Origin of the sequence: Rhodococcus sp. JG-3, from assembly GCF_000482405.1 — a bacterium.
Taxonomy (GTDB): domain Bacteria; phylum Actinomycetota; class Actinomycetes; order Mycobacteriales; family Mycobacteriaceae; genus Rhodococcoides; species Rhodococcoides fascians.
Genome location: NZ_KI519398.1, coordinates 206,881 through 225,003 on the forward strand (window position 1 = coordinate 206,881; position 18,123 = coordinate 225,003).

At 64.2% G+C, this 18,123-nt stretch carries 25 protein-coding genes; 6 read left to right on the top strand and 19 right to left on the bottom strand.

What is annotated here, in order from left to right; genetic code table 11:
- Positions 1–37: 37 nt before the first annotated feature.
- Positions 38–922 carry a LysR family transcriptional regulator gene (locus tag K414_RS0102130; RefSeq protein ID WP_027494444.1) on the bottom strand — a complete coding sequence of 295 codons (885 nt, stop codon included), beginning with the start codon at positions 920–922 and terminating at the stop codon, positions 38–40.
- A gap of 112 nt (positions 923–1,034) precedes the next feature.
- Between K414_RS0102130 and K414_RS25830 the strand changes: the two genes are divergently transcribed.
- Complete coding sequence (locus tag K414_RS25830) at positions 1,035–2,282, top strand: MFS transporter (protein WP_032373817.1); 1,248 nt, start codon at positions 1,035–1,037, stop codon at positions 2,280–2,282.
- Positions 2,283–2,285: 3 nt separating this feature from the next.
- Here the strand turns inward: K414_RS25830 and K414_RS25835 are convergent, their stop codons facing one another.
- A complete protein-coding gene (locus K414_RS25835) occupies positions 2,286–3,542 on the bottom strand; it encodes a bifunctional diguanylate cyclase/phosphodiesterase (RefSeq protein WP_051364890.1) in 1,257 nt (418 codons plus the stop codon).
- Positions 3,442–4,563 (bottom strand): PAS domain-containing protein, encoded by a 1,122-nt coding sequence (locus K414_RS0102145; protein WP_027494445.1) that lies wholly within the window; start codon positions 4,561–4,563, stop codon positions 3,442–3,444. The genes K414_RS25835 and K414_RS0102145 overlap by 101 nt, the downstream gene beginning before the upstream one ends.
- Positions 4,564–4,876: 313 nt before the next feature.
- Between K414_RS0102145 and K414_RS0102155 the strand changes: the two genes are divergently transcribed.
- The 4 genes from K414_RS0102155 to K414_RS0102170 are packed head-to-tail and all read left to right on the top strand — an operon-like array spanning position 4,877 to position 8,892.
- Positions 4,877–5,974 (top strand): DNA alkylation repair protein, encoded by a 1,098-nt coding sequence (locus K414_RS0102155; protein WP_027494446.1) that lies wholly within the window; start codon positions 4,877–4,879, stop codon positions 5,972–5,974.
- A gap of 58 nt (positions 5,975–6,032) precedes the next feature.
- On the top strand, positions 6,033–7,124 hold the full coding sequence (locus K414_RS0102160; RefSeq protein ID WP_152530343.1) for a transcriptional regulator: 1,092 nt from the start codon (positions 6,033–6,035) through the stop codon (positions 7,122–7,124).
- Positions 7,121–8,083 (top strand): ATP-binding cassette domain-containing protein, encoded by a 963-nt coding sequence (locus K414_RS25840; protein ID WP_032391304.1) that lies wholly within the window; start codon positions 7,121–7,123, stop codon positions 8,081–8,083. The genes K414_RS0102160 and K414_RS25840 overlap by 4 nt, the downstream gene beginning before the upstream one ends.
- Positions 8,080–8,892, top strand: coding sequence for an ABC transporter permease (locus K414_RS0102170; RefSeq protein WP_027494448.1), 813 nt, complete (start codon positions 8,080–8,082; stop codon positions 8,890–8,892). Before K414_RS25840 ends, K414_RS0102170 begins: the two co-directional genes overlap by 4 nt.
- Here the strand turns inward: K414_RS0102170 and K414_RS0102175 are convergent.
- The 4 genes from K414_RS0102175 to K414_RS25850 form a co-directional block, all read right to left on the bottom strand.
- Positions 8,882–9,691 carry an alpha/beta fold hydrolase gene (locus K414_RS0102175; protein ID WP_027494449.1) on the bottom strand — a complete coding sequence of 270 codons (810 nt, stop codon included), beginning with the start codon at positions 9,689–9,691 and terminating at the stop codon, positions 8,882–8,884. The two genes, K414_RS0102170 and K414_RS0102175, sit on opposite strands and share 11 nt — an antisense overlap.
- A gap of 52 nt (positions 9,692–9,743) precedes the next feature.
- Positions 9,744–9,962 (bottom strand): hypothetical protein, encoded by a 219-nt coding sequence (locus K414_RS0102180; RefSeq protein WP_027494450.1) that lies wholly within the window; start codon positions 9,960–9,962, stop codon positions 9,744–9,746.
- A 438-nt stretch (positions 9,963–10,400) separates the two neighbouring features.
- Positions 10,401–10,754 (bottom strand): DUF2283 domain-containing protein, encoded by a 354-nt coding sequence (locus K414_RS25845; RefSeq protein WP_051364892.1) that lies wholly within the window; start codon positions 10,752–10,754, stop codon positions 10,401–10,403.
- Between the two features lie 226 nt (positions 10,755–10,980).
- Positions 10,981–11,400 carry a hypothetical protein gene (locus K414_RS25850; protein WP_051364893.1) on the bottom strand — a complete coding sequence of 140 codons (420 nt, stop codon included), beginning with the start codon at positions 11,398–11,400 and terminating at the stop codon, positions 10,981–10,983.
- 142 nt (positions 11,401–11,542) lie between these two features.
- Here K414_RS25850 and K414_RS25855 point away from each other — a divergent pair, with 142 nt between their 5' ends.
- Entirely contained in the window at positions 11,543–11,956 is a 414-nt protein-coding gene (locus tag K414_RS25855) for a helix-turn-helix domain-containing protein (protein WP_152530344.1), read from the top strand.
- Positions 11,957–12,156: 200 nt separating this feature from the next.
- Here the strand turns inward: K414_RS25855 and K414_RS0102210 are convergent, their stop codons facing one another.
- The 12 genes from K414_RS0102210 to K414_RS25870 form a co-directional block, all read right to left on the bottom strand.
- Positions 12,157–12,348, bottom strand: a complete 192-nt coding sequence (locus K414_RS0102210) for a helix-turn-helix domain-containing protein (protein WP_027494452.1) — start codon at positions 12,346–12,348, stop codon at positions 12,157–12,159.
- The gene (locus K414_RS0102215) at positions 12,345–12,611 is read right to left on the bottom strand and encodes a helix-turn-helix domain-containing protein (RefSeq protein WP_051364894.1); all 267 of its coding nucleotides are present in this window, start codon (positions 12,609–12,611) and stop codon (positions 12,345–12,347) included. The genes K414_RS0102210 and K414_RS0102215 overlap by 4 nt, the downstream gene beginning before the upstream one ends.
- Before the next feature lie 3 nt (positions 12,612–12,614).
- Positions 12,615–13,124, bottom strand: a complete 510-nt coding sequence (locus tag K414_RS0102220; protein WP_027494454.1) for a hypothetical protein — start codon at positions 13,122–13,124, stop codon at positions 12,615–12,617.
- Positions 13,125–13,481: 357 nt separating this feature from the next.
- Positions 13,482–13,982 (bottom strand): hypothetical protein, encoded by a 501-nt coding sequence (locus tag K414_RS28080; RefSeq protein ID WP_051364895.1) that lies wholly within the window; start codon positions 13,980–13,982, stop codon positions 13,482–13,484.
- 5 nt (positions 13,983–13,987) lie between these two features.
- Positions 13,988–14,434: a type II toxin-antitoxin system antitoxin SocA domain-containing protein gene (locus K414_RS0102230; protein WP_027494455.1), complete on the bottom strand. Its 447-nt coding sequence runs from the start codon at positions 14,432–14,434 to the stop codon at positions 13,988–13,990.
- 124 nt (positions 14,435–14,558) lie between these two features.
- Positions 14,559–14,858 (bottom strand): hypothetical protein, encoded by a 300-nt coding sequence (locus K414_RS0102235; protein WP_027494456.1) that lies wholly within the window; start codon positions 14,856–14,858, stop codon positions 14,559–14,561.
- A 132-nt stretch (positions 14,859–14,990) separates the two neighbouring features.
- Positions 14,991–15,509: a hypothetical protein gene (locus K414_RS0102240; RefSeq protein WP_152530345.1), complete on the bottom strand. Its 519-nt coding sequence runs from the start codon at positions 15,507–15,509 to the stop codon at positions 14,991–14,993.
- Positions 15,510–15,872: 363 nt separating this feature from the next.
- A complete protein-coding gene (locus K414_RS0102245) occupies positions 15,873–16,055 on the bottom strand; it encodes a hypothetical protein (RefSeq protein WP_027494458.1) in 183 nt (60 codons plus the stop codon).
- Positions 16,056–16,275: 220 nt separating this feature from the next.
- Positions 16,276–16,617 carry a hypothetical protein gene (locus tag K414_RS0102255; protein ID WP_027494460.1) on the bottom strand — a complete coding sequence of 114 codons (342 nt, stop codon included), beginning with the start codon at positions 16,615–16,617 and terminating at the stop codon, positions 16,276–16,278.
- A 208-nt stretch (positions 16,618–16,825) separates the two neighbouring features.
- On the bottom strand, positions 16,826–17,446 hold the full coding sequence (locus K414_RS25865; protein ID WP_051364896.1) for a hypothetical protein: 621 nt from the start codon (positions 17,444–17,446) through the stop codon (positions 16,826–16,828).
- Positions 17,443–17,784, bottom strand: coding sequence for a hypothetical protein (locus K414_RS0102265; RefSeq protein ID WP_027494461.1), 342 nt, complete (start codon positions 17,782–17,784; stop codon positions 17,443–17,445). Before K414_RS0102265 ends, K414_RS25865 begins: the two co-directional genes overlap by 4 nt.
- Complete coding sequence (locus K414_RS25870) at positions 17,781–18,116, bottom strand: transcriptional regulator (protein WP_202595039.1); 336 nt, start codon at positions 18,114–18,116, stop codon at positions 17,781–17,783. Before K414_RS25870 ends, K414_RS0102265 begins: the two co-directional genes overlap by 4 nt.
- Positions 18,117–18,123 lie beyond the last annotated feature (7 nt).

Here is an 18,123-nt window from a genome sequence, read left to right on the forward strand (position 1 = left end):
CGCGTCGCAGCGCACAAAACTTCCCGGTTACCGCAGCTCAGGCGAGAAATTCGTCGAGCACGCCCAGCAGGGCACGTACCGCCGCGCTCGGAGCGCGAGTCGACGAGGTCGCAACCGCGAGCGGCCACGTCAGATCCACTTCCGACACCGTGGTGACGACCACACCGCTCCGCTCGGTCAGGACGAACCGGGGTAGCAGCGATATCCCGAGGCCGTTGCGGACGTAGGCAACGCCGGTGGAGATATCGGTGATTTCGATGCTCACGCGTCGCTGCAATCCCGCGTCGGCGAACGCGCGGTCGGCCACCGCGCGGTTTCCGAAGCCGATGGGCGAGTCGATGAAGTCGTACGGTGCAATGTCATCCAGCGTCAGGGATTCTCGTTCGGCCAGGGGGTGGTCCGACGGGAGCACCAGATCCAATACCGACGACGCGAGTTCTCGCACGTCGATCCCGGCGGGCCGTCGGCCGGAGTCGGAGACGAACGCGAGGTCCAGTCGACCGTCCGCCACCGATTCGAGTAGCCCCTGGGTGCCCGACGGCGCTGCGCCGGTGATGAGCTGGACGTGCGGAAACCGGCGGTGGTACTCGCCCAGCAGACCGGGAAGGTCGATCAGCTTGATGGAGGTCAACGTGCCGATTCTGACGGTGCCGCGCAGGCCGCCTCGAACGTCGTCGACCGCATCACGGGCATCGCGAGCGGCATCGAGGACGACCCGAGCACGGGGAAGCAGAGCCCGACCGGCCTCGGTCAGCAGGACACGCTTGGAGTTGCGATCGAGCAGCGATGCACCCAGTTCTCGTTCGAGGGACTTGATCGCCGCCGAAACCGCAGATTGAACGATATGCAGACGGGCAGCGGCACGGGTGAAGTTCTGTTCTTCACTGACCGCGACGAAGCACTCGAGGTGGCGCAGCTCCATCCATCGATGATCGCATATCGAGATAGTTGTCAGCGTTTTTCTTCGTTGGACGTGATGGTCGAGTCCGAGGACAGTCGTATCCGAACGAACAACACCGACATCGGAGAACGACATGTCCTACGACACCCTGCCCGCCGCTCCGCCGGCACAGACTCACTCACCGACCTCGACTCGTCGACACGGCGTCGGCTTCTGGGTGGTTGCGGCGGCATTCCTCACCGCGATGGCGTTCTCCACCGTGCCCAGCCCGCTGTACCCGCTCTATCAAGTGCGTGACGGCTTCTCGACGTTCATGGTCACGATCGTGTTCGCGGCCTACGCCGTCGGCGTGATCGTCAGTCTTGTTCTGGCCGGACATGTCTCGGACTGGGTGGGCCGGAAGAAGGTCTTGATCGCCGCGTTGCTGCTCGAATTGGTGGCTGCGGTCATGTTCCTCAGCGGCACTGCACTTCCTCTACTGCTCGTCGCACGGCTCATCACCGGACTCGGCGTCGGAGCACTCACCGCGACCGCCACGGCCTACCTGCACGAGCTGCATTCCACGCACCGGCCGACCGCGTCCGGCCAGCGATTCGAGAAGGTCTCCACCGCAGCGAACATCGGCGGACTCGGCGTCGGGCCGTTGGTAGCCGGGTTCCTGGCGCAGTTCGTCGCGGCTCCCCTGCACACCCCGTATCTGGTGTTCGCGGTACTGATCGTCGTCGCTGTCGTCGGTGTCGCGCTGGTACCCGAGACCGTGGCCGAAATGCCGGAGCGGCCCGCCTATCGCCCGCAGCGAATCAGTGCCGATCACGGTGATCGCGCCGGGTACTTCGCCGCTGCCGCAGCCGGTTTCGCGTCGTTCGCAGTGTTCGGTGTGTTCACCTCGGTGGCACCGGGATTCGTCGCGGGCACACTCGACCATCCGTCCCGCGCCCTCAGCGGTGCCACCGTGTTCGCGGTGTTCGGCACGGCAGCGCTCGCGCAGACGATGACCAGCCGCATGTCGAGTACAGCGAAACTCTCACTCGGCATCTCGGCCGAGGCCCTCGGTCTGATCGCGCTGGTGGTCGGAATGCACACCCTGAGCCTGCCGACATTCCTGGTCGGCGGCGTCGTGGCCGGAATCGGGGCGGGCGTCCTGTTCAAGGCCGCAGTGGGAGCCGTCGCCGCGATGGCGGCACCGGCCGAACGAAGCGAGGCCTTGGCCGGACTGTTCCTGATCGCATACCTCGGCCTGGGCATTCCGGCCGTGGGAATCGGAATCGCCACCCTCTCGATGTCCGCAACCGCAGCCATGACCGGACTTGCGGCCTTGGTGCTGGTACTTCTACTGGGAGTTGCAACCCTGGCTCGACGGGCCTCGGCAACCCCGCGGTGAGGCTCAGGGATTCCAGGTATCCGACGCGATCTCGGCAGGCCTGCCCAGCAGATAGCCTTGTCCCTGAACAGAATTGGGCAGCGCTTCGAGTTGGTCGAGAGTTTCGATGCCCTCGACCACGCAGCCCAGTTTCAGATCGCGGGCCAGATTGATGATTGCTCCGACGATGCTGCTGCTCGTCGCGTCACTGGTCATGCTGGACGTGAACGACCGGTCTATCTTCACTGCGCTCACCGGCAGCGTAGCGAGGTATCGCAGGCTCGCGAAGCCCGTTCCGAAGTCGTCGATGGCGATTCCCACACCCAGTGTGCGTAATTCGCCGAGCTGACGCAGGACCGACGAGCCGGAATCGAGCAACACGGACTCGGTGAGCTCGAGAACGAGGTCCCCCGGAGCCATGCGATGCCGCTCGAGGGCTGTTTCCACTGCCGCACAAATGTCGACGTGTTGAGCCTGTCGGGCACTGAGATTCACGGCCATCGTGACGGGCGCGTCGGACGCGGAGGTAGGCGGGTTCTCGGATCGCCACCGCGCGAGGGTGCCGAGAGCGTCGTCGAGCACGCGCTCACCCAGATCGGAAATGAGTCCCGTGTCCTCGGCCACCGGGATGAATCTGTCGGGTGAAATCGCTGTGCCCGTGCTGTCCCGCAGGCGAGCGAGCGCCTCGAAACTGACGAGTCGACGACTGCCGAGATCGTAGACCGGTTGGTAGGCCACACCGAACGTCGCGGAACCGACCCGATCAGGATCGAGCGCGTCCCTCAGGGTCTGTTCGATGTACGCACGCTCGATCGCGTGCACCCGCAGCGCGTCGTCGAACAGTTCGATTCGGTCCTTGCCCAGTTGCTTCGCCCGGTACATCGCGGAGTCCGCATCGCGCAGCGCTTCCTGGGCACTGACGCCCCGGCGGACCAACACCATCCCGACGCTTGCCGACACCACGTACTCACGGCCTCCGTACGCGATGGGCGCTGCGAGTACCGTCCGGATTCGTTCGGCGACCTGTGCGGCTAGCGCGCCGCCCGCAGGCTTGCCTGATCCGTTCTCCGCAGGCAACGCATCGACGACGAGAACGAACTCGTCGCCGCCGACGCGGGCGATCGAGTCCTCGGCCCGCAGCACCGAACGCAATCGGCGAGCGACCTCGACCAGCACGGCGTCACCGGCCGCATGGCCGCCGGTGTCGTTGATTCGTTTGAACCCGTCCAAATCGCAGAACAGCACCGCCGCGGCAGCGCCGGTGCGAGCCGTCCGCCGCACGCACCCGGTACCGGATGCTGACGCTCTCCCCATCCGGCAGGGAGGCAGCGTCCCGGTCCGCTGCCCGGACGACGTCGATGTCCTCGGGCACCACCGACTCCAACCCGTCCTCGGGGGCGGCGGTGTCGCCGGGTGAGCCGTCCTGGTTCGGCCCGGTCAACAATGACCTGACGTTGCGCGAGGCCCACTTCACGGTCCTGGTCTCGACATCGGTGACGATGGTGACGTCAGGCGATGCCGTCAGCACCGCATCACGGAACGCGCGCGCCTGCTCGAGCTCGGCGCGCGCCTCGCGCTCGGCGGTGACGTCCTCGGACAGCACCATCGCGCCGACGATTCGACCTGTGTCATCGCGCAGAGGTCTGGTCTTGACGGCGAAGATCGCACCCGTCCGGGAACCCACGGAGTCGAAGGACGATTGCTCCCCATCGATGGCCGCTGTGTAAAACGGCTTCAGCCGGGCATAGACCTCCGGCGGCACAGTGTCTTGCAGCAGCTGCCCCTCCATCCGCCGCGGGTCGTATCCTTCCGCCAGCAGTCCGGCACCTTCGACGAGTATGAATCGCAGGTCGCGATCGACGACCAGCACCGACGTGTGCGGGAGGTTCGCCGCCAGCTGCCGATACCGGGCCTCGCTCGCGTCGTCGAACATCGCAGGTGAGCGGAGCAACGGTCCGTAGAAGCGGCGCATCCCCAGGTAGACGACGCCGGCGAGTGCCGTCGAGGCCGTCACCATCACATCGACGGTCCCGCCCATCGACTCCCGCATCGCGTCCAGGGTTCCCATGCCGGAATCGGTACCGAGATGCGATGTGTGAGTGCCGAGCCCGGCCGTCAGATGCCACGCATGGATCAAGTGGTGGGCGGCACACGTCGTGAAGATCGCGGCGGTGGCGACCGCGAGCCGGTTGGCGCGAAACTGCCCGGTTCGCAACAGCCCTCGGACGATGAACAGCACGATCCCCGAGTACGCAGCAGCGGTGATCCCGTTGAGGATCACCACCCAGAGCCACCCGCTCACCGCGATCGCTCATCGGCTCGGTACACCGGGCTCACGAGTCGGTTCGAGTCGACGACGAGCACGATGCGACCCCCCAGGTTCGTAGCGCGTTGCACAGAATGATCGGACCGGGACCGGAATTCGGTACTTCACCACCGAAGACCAGCATTGACCAGCATTGACCAGCGTTTCAGCACATTGTGTTTCGCGAAGGTTATCGCAGTTCTTTTTACACTGCTGCCGTTCGGGCAGCCGAGAATCGGGCGTTTCGCCGGATAATCCGTACCTTCGGTCCGCCTCCGAACGAACGCGATGCGTCGGGTAAGAAGCTCTCATGCCCTTCGCCGATGAACTACTCGGTCCGGACGCAGCCCACACGCTGTTTCGGACCATTCGTACGGCTGCTCCGAACGCGGATCTGTCGTTGCTTCGAGAGTCGTCGGACGGGTTGGGTCCACTCGCACTCCGAGCCCGCGCCGACCTGCTGCGTGACGCGCTACTGACAGGGCTGCCGGGCGATTACGCCCAGTTCGCTCGGACCATCCGACTGGCCGCTGCGGATCCCGACTTTCGAGGCTGGTCGGTCTGGCCCGTGACCAGCGCCGTCGCATCGAAGGCCGTCGACGAGCGCACTGCGACCGCGTTCGACGACGGGATGTCCTTGCTCGCCGAGCTCACCGGCCGACTGACCTCCGAATTCGCCATCCGGACCTTCCTGCGAACCGATCTGGATCGGGCTCTCGCCATCGCGGCCGAGTGGACGCAATCGCCGGACGAACACGTTCGCCGCCTCGCGTCGGAAGGCACTCGACCGTACTTGCCGTGGTCGGTGAGAGTGCCCGAAATACTTGCGCGCCCCGGCGTGACCGTGCCGATTCTGGACAGGCTGTACCGAGACGACAGCGACTACGTTCGGCGGTCGGTTGCCAACCACCTCAACGACTTCAGCCGAGATATCCCGGATGTCGTCGTCGGGACCGCGGCACGGTGGCTGGGCGAGCCGGACGCCAACACAGACCGGCTCGCGCGCCATGCGCTTCGGACGGTGATCAAGAAGGGGAACACCGACGCGCTCGCGTTACTGGGTTTCGCCCCGGCCGAACTCGAGGTGACGGGCCCTGCCGTGGACGTGGCCGAGCTGCAGATCGGCGACAGCCTGCAGTTCACCGCGAAAATTCGCAACGTCGGCGTCGAGCCCGCAAAGATCGCGATCGACTACGTCGTGCACCACACCAAAGCGAACGGCGGGGTGACGGGGAAGACGTTCAAGCTGACGACCAAATCGGTCGCGCCCGGAGAGAGCATCGAGGTTGCGCGCCGACACTCGTTCAGAACGTTGACCACACGCACGTACTACCCCGGCCCGCACTCGATCGAGCTCCAGATCAACGGCGTGAGTTACGGTCTCGCGGAGTTCGTGCTCGTCCGCTAGCCGCCGGCTTTGTACCACGCACATGCGGCACATCGGCTACGTCCGTACGGTCGATGAGGTGCGTGGACAGTGGCGGTGGCTGGCGGTGGTGCTCGGCATCGCCGTGCTCGTCGCCACGCCCTCGGTGATCGAGCGCCTGCCCGTCGCCGCGTCGGACATCGGTGCGGCGGAACTGCTGTCTCGGGTCCAGTCCTCCACCGCAGCACCGTATTCGGGCTACGCCCAGGCCGTCGGCGGCGTCACCCTGCCGGTCACCGACGGACTCGGCGGCCTACCGGATCTGTTGGGCGACACCACGACCCTGCGCGCCTGGTATCGCGCCCCGGACAGCTTTCGCGTCGACACCGTCCGCCTCGCCGGTGAACGAGGTCTCTACCGGTCCCCGGCTCTGCTGTGGAGATGGGACTACGAACAGAACACGGCTGTGGCAACCCCGGTCCCCGAACCGAGCCTGCGCCTGCCGCGCGAGGCCGACCTGCTGCCGCCGGAGCTCGGGCAGCGACTGCTCAGTGAGGCGACCACCGACGAGGTCACCCGACTGCCGACCCGCCGAATTGCCGGCCGGGACGCCCCTGGCCTGCGGCTCGTCCCCGCCGAGCCGCAGAGCACCATCACCGAGGTCGACGTGTGGGCCGACCCCGACAGCGGGCTGCCACTGCAGGTCGACGTGCTCGCCGGCGGGGCCGCTCGGCCTGTTGTCAGCACTGCATTCCTGGACTTCTCATCCGAGATGCCCGACGCCGACACCGTCCGTTTCGTCCCGCCCCCGGGAACCGATGTGCAGCAGCAGGACGGCCTCGACATCGCCTCGTTCGCCGACGGGACCGACTCTCCCCGTCTTCCGTCGACTCTGTCCGGACTGGATCTGCGGGCCCGCGACGAACCGGGATCCGTCGGGATATACGGCCGCGGAGTGACCGAGCTGATCGCCGCTCCGCTGCCGCGTCGCGCCGCGCGCGGGCTCGTCGACCAGTTGCGGGCCGCTCCCGGCGCAGTCGTGACCGGCGACAGCGTCGCACTGTCGATCGGACCGCTGAACGTCCTGATCACCGAGCCCGCCGGAGACCGCCGCCGATATCTGCTCTCCGGCACCGTCACCGCAGAAACCTTGGCCACCGCCGCCCAGCAGCTCGAAGGAGCAGCCACATGATCCGCACGACCGGCCTCACCAAGCGTTACGGATCGGTGCGGGCCGTCGACGGCGTCGACCTCAACGTGCGCGCCGGCGACATCTACGGCTTCGTGGGCGCGAACGGCTCCGGCAAGACGACGACCGTTCGGATGCTGCTCGGGCTGGTCCTGGCCACCTCCGGGCAGATGCAGGTGCTCGGCGAGGAGATGCCCCGACGACGCAGGAGCGTGCTGCCGCGGGTGGGTGCACTGATCGAGAACCCCGCCGCCTACCCCAATCTTTCCGGGCGACGAAACCTCACGCTGCTCGACGCGGCCGGCCCCGGTGGTTCTCGGCGCACCCGCACCGCCCGCGTCGGCGAGGCCCTCGAGCAGGTGGGCCTCGCCGGGGTCGGACGCAGGCCGGTCAAGCAGTACTCGCTCGGCATGCGGCAGCGCCTCGGCTTGGCCGCGGCCCTCATGCGTACCCCCGAGCTGCTGATACTCGACGAGCCGACCAATGGCCTCGATCCACAGGGAATCCTCGAGATTCGAGAGTTGTTGCTGGACTTGCATTCCCGAGGCACCACAGTCTTCCTCTCGAGCCACCTGCTGGCCGAAGTGGAGCAATTGTGCGACCGAGTGGGAGTGCTCGATCGAGGTCGCCTCGTTCTGCAGGATCAGCTCTCTGCATTCCAACAACCCACCGGCCGAGTGCTCGTGCGTACCCCCGACCCCGCCGACGCGGTGACGGTCCTGTCCGACGTGGAGGACGCCACCGTGCTCGAGCGTGACGGGCAGCAACTCGTGATCGAACACCCTGATCCGGCCCTGCTCAATCGACTGCTCGTCGAAGGCGGAGTCCGGGTGAGCGAGTTGAGCCCGCAGCAGATGAGCCTCGAGCAGTCGGTGCTGGCGGTCACCGGTGCCAGCTCGGACCGAGTCGACGGTCCCGCTGGCCCTCGCGAAGGTTCCGTCCGATCGGAGGTGACCGCATGATCGGCGTCGAACTGCGCGCGATGCTTCGCCGACCCCGCACCTGGGTCGTCATTCTCCTGCTGAACCTGCTGCCGACCATCGTCGCGGGCCTGCTGGCCCTCACCGACGTCGGTCCGCGTCCCGGCGACGGCCCTGCCTTCCTGTCCGCGGTGACCACGAACGGCCAGCTCTTCCCACTCGCCGCTCTCGCCATCGTGCTCCCGCTGTTCCTGCCCGTCGCGGTGTCGGTCATCGCCGGCGATTCCGTCGCCGGGGAGGCCCAGGCCGGCACCCTCCGCTACCTGCTGGCTCGCCCGGTGGGACGAACGAAGCTACTGGTGGCGAAGCTGATCTCGGTGGCCGCGTTCGTGCTGCTGGCCGTCGTCATCGTGGCAGCCGTCGCATACTTCGTCGGCACGACGCTGTTCGACACCACGTCGTTGGCCGGCGTCTCGAGCGTGTCAGGCACGGTACTGACCGACGAACAGGTCGCCGTACGCACCGTCATAGCGGTCCTCTACGTGACCCTGTCGATGCTCGGAGTTGCCGCGATGGGGTTGTTCCTGTCGACCCTGACCGACTCGCCACTCGCGGCAACGTTGGGTGCGTTGGCCTTCCTCATCGCCAGCTCGCTACTGCTGACGCTGGACGCCGCCGACGCCATCGCGCCGTACCTTCCGACGCGGTACTGGCTGGCCTTCGTCGATCTCTTCCGCGACCCGGTGCCGACGCGGGACCTGGTGCGCGGCGTCGGTTTGCAGGGCGTCTACGTCGTCGTGCTCCTGGGGGCCGCGTGGGCGAATTTCACGACCAAGGACATCACGAGCTGAGACGGCTGCAGTCGGCTGCGCCGAGCTCAGCGGTAGAGCTGCCGTCCAACTGGGCCGAGACCATCGCGCCGACGAGAGGATCACGGGGCAGGTTTCCGTGGTCGACGGCCGAGTCCGCGCACACGCTCTGGACGGGGATGTCGATCGCGCCGTCGAGTTGGGCCGACGATGGCGGCGTCACCACTTGATCCAGTTCGGTCCAGATCGACACCCACTGCGGCCCGTCCGGCGTCTCGTCGCCCAAGTTCAAGCCGGCCAGCACGGAGCTGTCCGGGGCCAGCTGTTGGCAGGCGATCGGGCACCGGTCGGGCAGGACCTGGGCAGCCAGACCCGCCACCTGGGTGCCGTGGTGCGGGGAGCCGAGGGTCACGATGCGTCGAGCCTGCTCGGCACCGCCCAGATCGGCAGCCCAGATCCGGGCCACCACCCCGCCGGCGGAGTACCCGACGACGTCGACCGAGGTCGCTCCCGTCCGAGTCAGAGCCGCGTCGACGGCGTCGCGCAGTGTCTGCGCCTGTGCGGTCAGGTCGCCGACGCCACCATCGGGCAGGGCCACGACGGTGGCGTCGCGGCCGTTCTCCCGTAGTTCCGCCGCAAGCACCTCGAGAGCATCGGTGGATCCGCCGAACCCGGGTACCAACAGCACCGGGCCGGGAACGGACTGGTCGACGCTCGCGACGGGGTCGTTCGTGGTCCGCGATGCGACGAAGGCCGCCACGGCCACGACGAGCCCGATCAGGACGAGAGCGAGTACGACGTACGCGAGGCGACGACGGGCCGGGGCGAGGGAGGCGAACACCTCGTCCAGTGTGCCCGTCGACGGTGGTGCGGAAGGTCAGGGTGTCTGCGGTTCAGCTTTCGATGGCGGTGATCGCGTCGACAGCGATGACGACGGTGACGTAGGGAGACCCTGTGGGGACCTCGGTGAGGGCGACGGTGATGAAGCCACCGTCGTCATCGTTGTTGTCGACGGCCCCGATCTTGCCGACATGCTGGTGTCCGTCGATGGTGCTGATTCGGACGGGGGTTTCGGTATCGGAGTAGTTGGTGAAGATGACGGCGTCGATCATGTGGGTGTTCCTGTTCGTTCGGTGATGGATGTCGCGGGGTCCGCGAGGCTGACGAGTCCGACGCTCACCGGAGCGGAATACGAAAAAGCCCCTCACAGATTTGTATCGGTGAGGGGCTGAGTCTGAGCCGCCTAAGAGAATCGAACTCTTGACCTTTTCAATACGGACCAACCTGCTAGGCAGTCCGCCCGCTATCAACGGTTACGAAGAGCCCAGGTCAAGTGGTCCAGCTCTTGCTCACGTTCCAAGGGTTTTCTCCTGGTACGCACAGTTACCGTGCCCTTAAAGTGCCCTCAGGCACGGATTTACATCGCTCGACATCACTGCCAGTGACTGATTCTCGCGCACAAGTGTGGCCGTTATGTGGTCAAGACGGACTCACACAAAATGCCCCCACGGGGTCCGTGAGGGCAGATCAAGCACCGACAGTGCGTATCTCTAGCAGTCAACCTGCCGCGGAACGTGATGAAGACATTCCGTCAAGTTGGCTTCGTTGCGTACTGCAGACACACCACTCGACGAGTGGAAGGATATCGCCGAGTTCAGCGTTGGCTGCAGCCGACGAACTGTCATCGCGGTGTCCGAATGGATGTGGAACTCCTTGGCGATCTCGTCAATCGGCAGGGGGCCGTCCAGCTCCAAAACCTCGATGCCGACCACCATGCCCAGTGCGTCCAGATCAATCATCACTGAATCGGAGTACTCGATCGTGCTGGCCACTGGCTCACTGGACAGCGCGATGTAGCCAGCACCAGCGACGTTGTCGATCTTGACCGTGATAGATGCGGACATCAGTTCCCCTTCCAGGCTGCGGACTTTATGACCATGACGGGACCGTCAACCACTGTCCATACCTTCAATACCCTACCGTCGGGATTTTCACGCAGGTACCGGGTGCCGCCATTGTCACACGGGCCGGTCTCGTCTGGGGCTTCAATCGCGTACTCGATGTCAGCAGTCGTGATACCCCGCTCGTACATTCGATCCAGCACGTGTTGAGTCAGGTGGATCGGCGGATTCACGGGCCCAACGACGTCTTCCCCGCCGAAACGATCGGAAGGTCGACCGCCTCGAACGCAAGCCGACGAACGGTCTCTCCGTTGAGGCCCACAAAGATTTCGTAGAGTCCCGGGTCGACGAGAGGGATCACTGTGTTGAGCACAAATAGAGTGGACCGCTTGTCTGCGTACGTCGTTGAATCAGGATCCCCTGGTCGGCTGACGCCGCCTGTGGAAATCTCGTAGCCGGGAGCCTTGACGGAAAACCGCAGGTCAAACGATTCGACGTCGAGACTCGCTCGGATACGCCCAGCAACAGCGAAACGATAGTCAACCGGCATGGGTACGGCCACTGTCACAAAGCTTGCGCCGACGACGGTCAAGCGGCCATCTGCCACGACCGCGTAGTCGGCCAGGAAGGCATAGTCCAATTCGATCACGTCGTCGACGATAGGCTGTAGTCGAAGAATTAGTGACGAGAACGAGCCTGCGTCCCTATCCTTCGTTTTTGGCAGCTAGTCGGGCGTAGCGTCCAAAGCTATGGGTGTGGGCCGAACAGTTGAGACTGAGATCGACCGTCTGATGATTGCTCGCCGTGAGGTTGAGGAACTACGCCATCGGTGGACCGCGACGTCTGACGAACTCCAAGAGGTCACGACGTTGCTCGCAGCCGCCATCGAACGGGTAGCGGATCTCATTGCGGAGACGGAGAGCGGTGACGCCCGACGTGAACGCCGCGGAGAGCTGCATAGAACGGCTCGAGCAGTGCGGGTACCGACATCGCCGTGGCTCAGTCCCCGAGAGGCGGCAGAACATGCTCGCTGCCACCGGCAAAGCATCTACAACGCTCTGTATCAAGAAGAGTTGAAAGCAGGCTCCGGGCTCAAGGGCCGACAGAAGACGGCACCGCAGGGTGCGTGGCTGATCCACATCGACGATCTCGACGCCTGGACCGCCGGCGAACCCCCACCCAAACGTCACCCCCGAACGAGGTAAAAGCGTGGCAATTTCCGACGCTGACCAGGCCGAGATCGAGTCGTGGGTGCAGCGCACACTGCCTCTCTTCGAAGGTGTCGGTATCAGTGACGGGCTGAAGGATTCGTTGCGTCGTGCGGCTCGTCGGATTGCCGCGTCGGATCGGAGCGCGAGCCGAGGGGATTCCCAGGACCGGTAGGTAGGTGGCGTTGCAAACCGATCTAGGGGCATACCGGCCATTTGGGCGCTCCCCTGCTGATCCATTCGGCAACGTGCGCCTCGGTGAACATGTGCCGGCGTCCACCGCGCGGAAGGGATTCGAGCGCACCACTGTTCGCGGCATCCCGAACCCAGTCGGCGGTGTGCGGAACCATCGCCGCTACGTCGGCGACGGTGAGAGGCTTCTCAATCACCGGTACCGCAACCGACGCGGTTCGGGGGTGACGCGCTTGAGCTTCGTCGCCGACTGCTCGGGGTTACTCCCCCGCAGCCATGCGTCGAGATCGTCGCGATGAATCCGCCACGTGCCCTGCGGCCGCTTGCGCTGCGTGCCAACGAGTTCGCCGGTATGCAGTGCGCGGTACATCTGCTGCCGACCGCAACGCGCGTAAGCGCGAGCCTCGTCGACGGTGAGCCATGGTGTGTCCATGTGCTGCAATTGGGCCGAGTACGCCACCGCTCAGACAATCAGGCTGCGGAGTGTTTTAACGAAGTCGGTTGCCCTACGGCGAACGTCATCGCGGTACAAGTGCTCTTCGTTCGGGAGAGTCATAGTCGAGTGGTCGGCGAATGCGATGTGCGATGCAGTTCTGAACCATGGGCGTCCGAGGTCGGTTCCGACGAGATCCCCTACCTGTGTGAGGTGGAGACCGGTGATGGTTCGAATCGGTCGCGTCCAGGCCGCGTTGATTGTCATCGCGGGTGGGTTGGTTCGCCGCCAAGGCGAGGACTCTTCCTCGCGGTCGTAGTTGTCGGTGTCGTACTGGATCTCTGTGTGGACGATGTTGGTTGAGGTTAAAACGAAGACACGCCACGTCGTCGGCTCGGTTGCGTCGTACTCGGTGAACGAGACCACGATGTCGTTTGCGTCGACGAGCGTCCCGACGGTGTGTATCACGTGTCGCGGCGGTAGCGAAGTGGCAGTGAGGTGTTCGTCGAGTAGCTTCCGGTGCTCAATGTCCAGTTCCATACCGTGAACCTAACTATGGGCTACGACAGGTTCGGAGCAATCCGAACCGACCCTGTGACTCAATCGGTCGATTCTGAGGACTCTGCCAGCGCACGTGTCGATAGCCCGCCGGAAGGTGCCCATCCTGGTCACTCCACAATGCCGACGCACCCCGAGGTGCACTCTCCAGGGCTCTCGGTCGTCTTGTAGGGTTCGGTGCCGCGTCTATGATTCATTATGTAGTGCGATTGCACTGTCACTTCGATCTGTGATCCGCACTGCGAGCAGTTTCGCCCGAAAGGGCGTTCGCGGGTCGATGTCGTCGGCATCCACTCACCGTAGTCTCGACTCAACGACTGAGTGAGCTGCCAACTCAAACTAGTCGACGGGACAGACTGCATGCGCGCGGTCGTACCAGACGATGTGAAACAGGGCACCCTCCAGGTAGCCCCACACTCTGATATCGCTTCCGTGCCTTAGGCGAAACACCGACTCGGTCTGTATCGATAGCGACTCAAGTCGGGCTTGCGCCTCCGCGCATATTGAATCGACTGGTTGCGACTTGTGCAGCACCCTACGGGCCTGACCCCTCCCGTTGTAGGTCTGAGCTTTGACCTCTCGCCAAGTCAGGTTCGAGAGTCCTGACAACAGGCTGAGCACATTGAACAGCTCTCTCGGGGAGAGATCCCAATCCCACTCAGCTTTGTAGTCGTAATCGACGGCTTGGGCAGACCAAGCAAACCGGTCTTCGTCGATCGACCTCGGCGCTACGACCGGCAGCTTTCCCTTCCGGGAAGGCTCGGCCATCGCGTTGATGCGCTTGTCGCTCTGGTTGTTCGCCTGCCGGGCAAGCTTCTTCTCCTGACGCCTTGCTGCCAAGATCGCTAGACCTCGGTTGCGGTCACTAAGCCACCGAAGAAGTCTTGCATCGTTTGCTGGTCAAGCTCGGCATTGCCGTATGCGCCATCACCAAGAGTTCCCCGAGCTTCGAGCCAGGGCCGTTCCCCGTGAGTCTTCTCAATTAGTTGCTGACCCGACAATCCGCCATACGAATCGAGCACAGCATCGACGGTATCTCGCTGCTCCTGGGTCAGTGCATCGCCGGTGCCGTACGGCCATTTGGCCACGCGAAACTTCCCGCGGTGCTTGTCAAACAGCTCGTAGACAACAGGCCCGTTCGCCCAGGCTCTGATGCTTTCAGGGAAAAGCGGCTCTTCGTCCCAGGCAAGGGACCAGCCCTGGCTGTAGTAGACAAGCTTTTGCAGCTTCATCGTCGTCATTGCACCCTGCCTACCCAGGATGTAGGCAGCGACGTCGTGCACGGTAGTCATCTGTCGATCTCCCTTCAAGGTAGACATGTGGCTTCATAGCTGGACTTACCACCAACTGTATCTTCCGCACTGTATCCGCCGTTACCGACAGATCGCCGCAGACATCCAGATCGGCAACGTAAAGCTAGACGCCTCCAGCTTTACGCTCCTCTTCCTTGAGCGCGGCCACGGCACGTTCGTACTCAGCCTCAGCCTCGGCCAATTCGGTGCGTGCATCGATGTGCTCCTGGTGCTTCTCCTCGAGGTTCGTGTGCGCGGCCGTGATCTCTTCAATCACCTTCTGCGCCGCCTGCGCAATGTCGTCACGCCCCTCGGCGCGAGCACGAGCAATGGTCTTTCGCGCCTCGGCGACGATGTCCTCGGTCTTCCCGTCCGAAAGTGTGCTTGCACCGGACGCCAACGCGTCATCGCTATCTTTGGTCATGGCCGTGAGGGTACGTGCGCACCAGCCGAGCCGCGTCCGTATCGCCCATCGTGAGGAGAGGTCCGCCGCCGAACGTCCTATCCTCCCGCCCGCCGTTACGATCCAGAGCTATACGACGGGAGACCGGCACAGTCAGGCCACAGGTGCGTCACGCGAAAACTCTGCAGCGACGGACGAGAGAAAGTCACTAGCGGAGTCCGCGACCCAATAGCTAGTTGACCCCTCGAAAAGCGGCACTTGAACTTCGACGCCGTCAATGAAGTGAATCGAACCACCCGCCCGCCACGGATACTCTGAGCTGAAGTCGGGCTGGGTCGCCTCAACGTCCCTCAGTTGGATCGACGAAATTGACGACAACCGGCGAACCCAACCATCGGTCCGAGTCACTTCACCCCGCCCTGAACGCCCTGCATGCCAGTCGTCATTGCCGGTGTTCTCGAACTCCACGAAAGCGAGAGCCGCCGGGGTAAGCCACAGGCCCCGCCAGACCGTCGTGGAACTGTCGTCGAACGCACGGTCGACGATGCCCGCGGTAGGAACCTGACCGCCCGTCAGCGTGATCAGACCCTGCATCACGATCGTCGGCGCGTAGCCACCGACCGATGTGACGAATGGCTGAAACTTCGCGTGCTGCTCCGAGCTGATCTTCATCCACCCACCGTAACTATTGGGCCCCTCAAAACGGACCAATCAGGTGGAGGATCAACCGTTCGAATTACCGTCTGTCCTATCGACCGTTGCCGACAACGTGGCCAACCCTCTGCTCGCCATTGGTGGGATACGACAACGCCCGCAGGCGCCGTTCCACGGGTGTCCTGCGGGCTGTCGTTTCGGCGCTAAGGGGTACAGGAAGGTACCTGGACCCGCTCATGCATTCCGCCACCGGTCAATTCACCGAACACCCCGGCTGCGGTGAGTTTGACGCCGAAATCTCAGTGGGCCGGACAAGTCAGCCCTCGCAATGGTCATCGACGAAAGCGCCGAACAAATAACCTGCTCGCGTCGGTCACGGTGTCACAGCAGCTCGAGGCGGTGCATCTGGTTGCCGCCGATCACAGGCAGCTTGCGCTCACGCGCGGTTAGATCACCGCTGTACGCGTGCTCGTAGACCACCCGTGAATGCATCCAGGCGACCCGGATCGGTCTGCCACCGCGCGGGCTCGAGCGCGTCCCGTAGATACCGGCGATCGTCGTCATTCCCTACCTTCCGTCGATTTACGGAACCTATCCCAGTCGAATGGCTGGTCCCCGTTCACCTCGATCGGCGGTAGCTGCGCGCCGGCATTCTCCCGCGACCACGCCGCGCGGGCAGCAAGGAACTCATCGAACGCCGCCTTCCACGCAGCTGGTGTTCGATACCGGCGACCATCGAACACGGTCAGGTTCGTGGTCGGCGCACTGGTGTCCGTGCGACGCTTCACGACACTGCTCCCTTGATGCCGTACTGCCCACGCATCGGACCCGGAAGAGCGTCTGCGGGGATCGCCAACGCTGCAACGAGTTTGGTGAGCGCGAGCCGTTGCTGACGTAACTCCACCAGCGCCGGATGAGCGCGCACACCTTGTGCCGATTCGTTCATCACGCCATCGCGGTCGACGACGGCCTGCAAGGCGTCGATCGCATCGACCGTCCGGCACACTTCACGCAGAGTCGTCAGCTCGTGCGGCTCGAGCTCGAAGGCATCCGTGGTCGATCTCCACAGAGCCGCGCCACTCTCCTGCAATCCCGCCGGCACTGGACGGGCAGCCTTACTGGCCATCTATGCCTCCATAGGTCGATTTTTCTCGGATGGGTGACACACACCTAGGCCTATGCCAGGAGAGGACGGCTGGTGGTGTGTGAGGGGTACCTCCCCTGGGGGCGGCGTCGGCGCAGGTGCAGCTCGGGGATGACCGTCGTGGCTGCCCTTGGCGCGGAAAGGAGACAGGAAACACGCATTGACGCCGACGCCGCAGGTCACTGTGGTTCTACTGTCGTCCGCCGTTGGTCATCCAAGCAGCGAGTTGTCCGCTGCTGACGGCCGGAACGGGCAGCGTGGGAGTGGTGCTGAGCGCGGGCACCATGTAGTGGACGGAGACGCCGAACGTGTTGTTCGAGTATGCGTTCAGCGCTTTGAGATCTTCGAGTGCTTCGCGGGTCGAGGGGTTTCGATCGCAGTAGTCGTTGGTAATCCGAGTCCATCCGCGTTCGAGTGCCTGTCCGAGGATGGCTTGAGCGAGGATCTTGTCGTTCGAGCGCAGCGCACTCTTGTACTTCGTCCATGCTTCGTCGTGGTCGGTGAGGGCCTCGGCCCGGTCCTGTGCATTTCTATAGGAGTCGATGTCGTTCGTGTTGGTGGCGGTGATACCGAACACCAGCTTCTCGAGCGCCTCTCTCTTGCGGACGACGGCGATCTTCTCCTCGGCGAGGAGGGCGCGGACCTTCGCCGTAACCTCCTCGTGCAGCGGCCCGAGCTCTTCTCTCTTGCCGATCTCGGTGAGAGTGGCATCGGCGGCGATGTCCGCTTGTTCCCGGCTGTAGCGATCCATGAGATCCGCTGCCGACCTTCGGTAGCCTTCGATTGTCTTCTGTAGCTGGACCAAACTCATTCGGTTGCGCCTTTCTCTCGGTGATAGTCGATGACGTGTTGTCGCTGGAAGGCCCATCGGCCGGAGAGCATGAGGCCGTCCAGGTCGCTTCGGATCGCGCGGACCCAGCGGGTCGAGCATCCCAGGATGGCTGCCGCTTGGGCGGTGTCGATGATGTCTTCCGGGTTCCATTGTTGTTGTTGCTCAACGGTTTCGGTTCCGTGCAGGGAAGTTACTTCGAGGTCGTGGTGGAGTCGGCGCATGCCGGGAGGGAGTGGATTGTTGTTGCGAAGACGTTGTGTCACTAGGGTATTGACGGCGTAGAGCGCCAGTGCCTGCTGTTCGGGGTTGAGGTTCACGCGGCACCTCGGGGTTCTGATGCGTCGGTGTTGTCCGTACGTCCGGTTGCCGACATCACCTGTGCGGCGATGATGCTGCCGGAGGATGGTTCACCCGTGGCCCAGTCTCGGCAGGCGTCGAGAGCGGGGCAAGTCCAACAGACGCGTGCTGCGGCTCGGTGTCTGGCATCGACGGCGTCTCGTGGTTCGCCGTCACCGGGTGGGTCGAAAAGTGCGCAGTGGCCGATACAGGCCGCTCCATCGAGCCGCGGAGTGTCTATGAGGATCGCTGTCAGCGCCATCTCGAGCGGCGTCTGCTGCCCAGCAGCGGGGGTGGTCTTGCGTCGGCTCATCAGGACT

What these genes read in the sequence shown, in the direction of transcription:
- K414_RS0102130 (WP_027494444.1), bottom strand. Translation starts at nt 922, where the DNA reads ATGGAGCTGCGCCACCTCGAGTGCTTCGTCGCGGTCAGTGAAGAACAG.
- K414_RS25830 (WP_032373817.1), top strand. Translation starts at nt 1,035, where the DNA reads ATGTCCTACGACACCCTGCCCGCCGCTCCGCCGGCACAGACTCACTCA.
- K414_RS0102155 (WP_027494446.1), top strand. Translation starts at nt 4,877, where the DNA reads ATGCCCTTCGCCGATGAACTACTCGGTCCGGACGCAGCCCACACGCTG.
- K414_RS25840 (WP_032391304.1), top strand. Translation starts at nt 7,121, where the DNA reads ATGATCCGCACGACCGGCCTCACCAAGCGTTACGGATCGGTGCGGGCC.
- K414_RS0102170 (WP_027494448.1), top strand. Translation starts at nt 8,080, where the DNA reads ATGATCGGCGTCGAACTGCGCGCGATGCTTCGCCGACCCCGCACCTGG.
- K414_RS0102180 (WP_027494450.1), bottom strand. Translation starts at nt 9,962, where the DNA reads ATGATCGACGCCGTCATCTTCACCAACTACTCCGATACCGAAACCCCC.
- K414_RS25845 (WP_051364892.1), bottom strand. Translation starts at nt 10,754, where the DNA reads ATGTCCGCATCTATCACGGTCAAGATCGACAACGTCGCTGGTGCTGGC.
- K414_RS25855 (WP_152530344.1), top strand. Translation starts at nt 11,543, where the DNA reads ATGATTGCTCGCCGTGAGGTTGAGGAACTACGCCATCGGTGGACCGCG.
- K414_RS0102220 (WP_027494454.1), bottom strand. Translation starts at nt 13,124, where the DNA reads ATGGAACTGGACATTGAGCACCGGAAGCTACTCGACGAACACCTCACT.
- K414_RS0102230 (WP_027494455.1), bottom strand. Translation starts at nt 14,434, where the DNA reads ATGACTACCGTGCACGACGTCGCTGCCTACATCCTGGGTAGGCAGGGT.
- K414_RS0102235 (WP_027494456.1), bottom strand. Translation starts at nt 14,858, where the DNA reads ATGACCAAAGATAGCGATGACGCGTTGGCGTCCGGTGCAAGCACACTT.
- K414_RS0102240 (WP_152530345.1), bottom strand. Translation starts at nt 15,509, where the DNA reads ATGAAGATCAGCTCGGAGCAGCACGCGAAGTTTCAGCCATTCGTCACA.
- K414_RS0102245 (WP_027494458.1), bottom strand. Translation starts at nt 16,055, where the DNA reads ATGACGACGATCGCCGGTATCTACGGGACGCGCTCGAGCCCGCGCGGT.
- K414_RS0102255 (WP_027494460.1), bottom strand. Translation starts at nt 16,617, where the DNA reads ATGGCCAGTAAGGCTGCCCGTCCAGTGCCGGCGGGATTGCAGGAGAGT.
- K414_RS25865 (WP_051364896.1), bottom strand. Translation starts at nt 17,446, where the DNA reads ATGAGTTTGGTCCAGCTACAGAAGACAATCGAAGGCTACCGAAGGTCG.
- K414_RS25870 (WP_202595039.1), bottom strand. Translation starts at nt 18,116, where the DNA reads ATGAGCCGACGCAAGACCACCCCCGCTGCTGGGCAGCAGACGCCGCTC.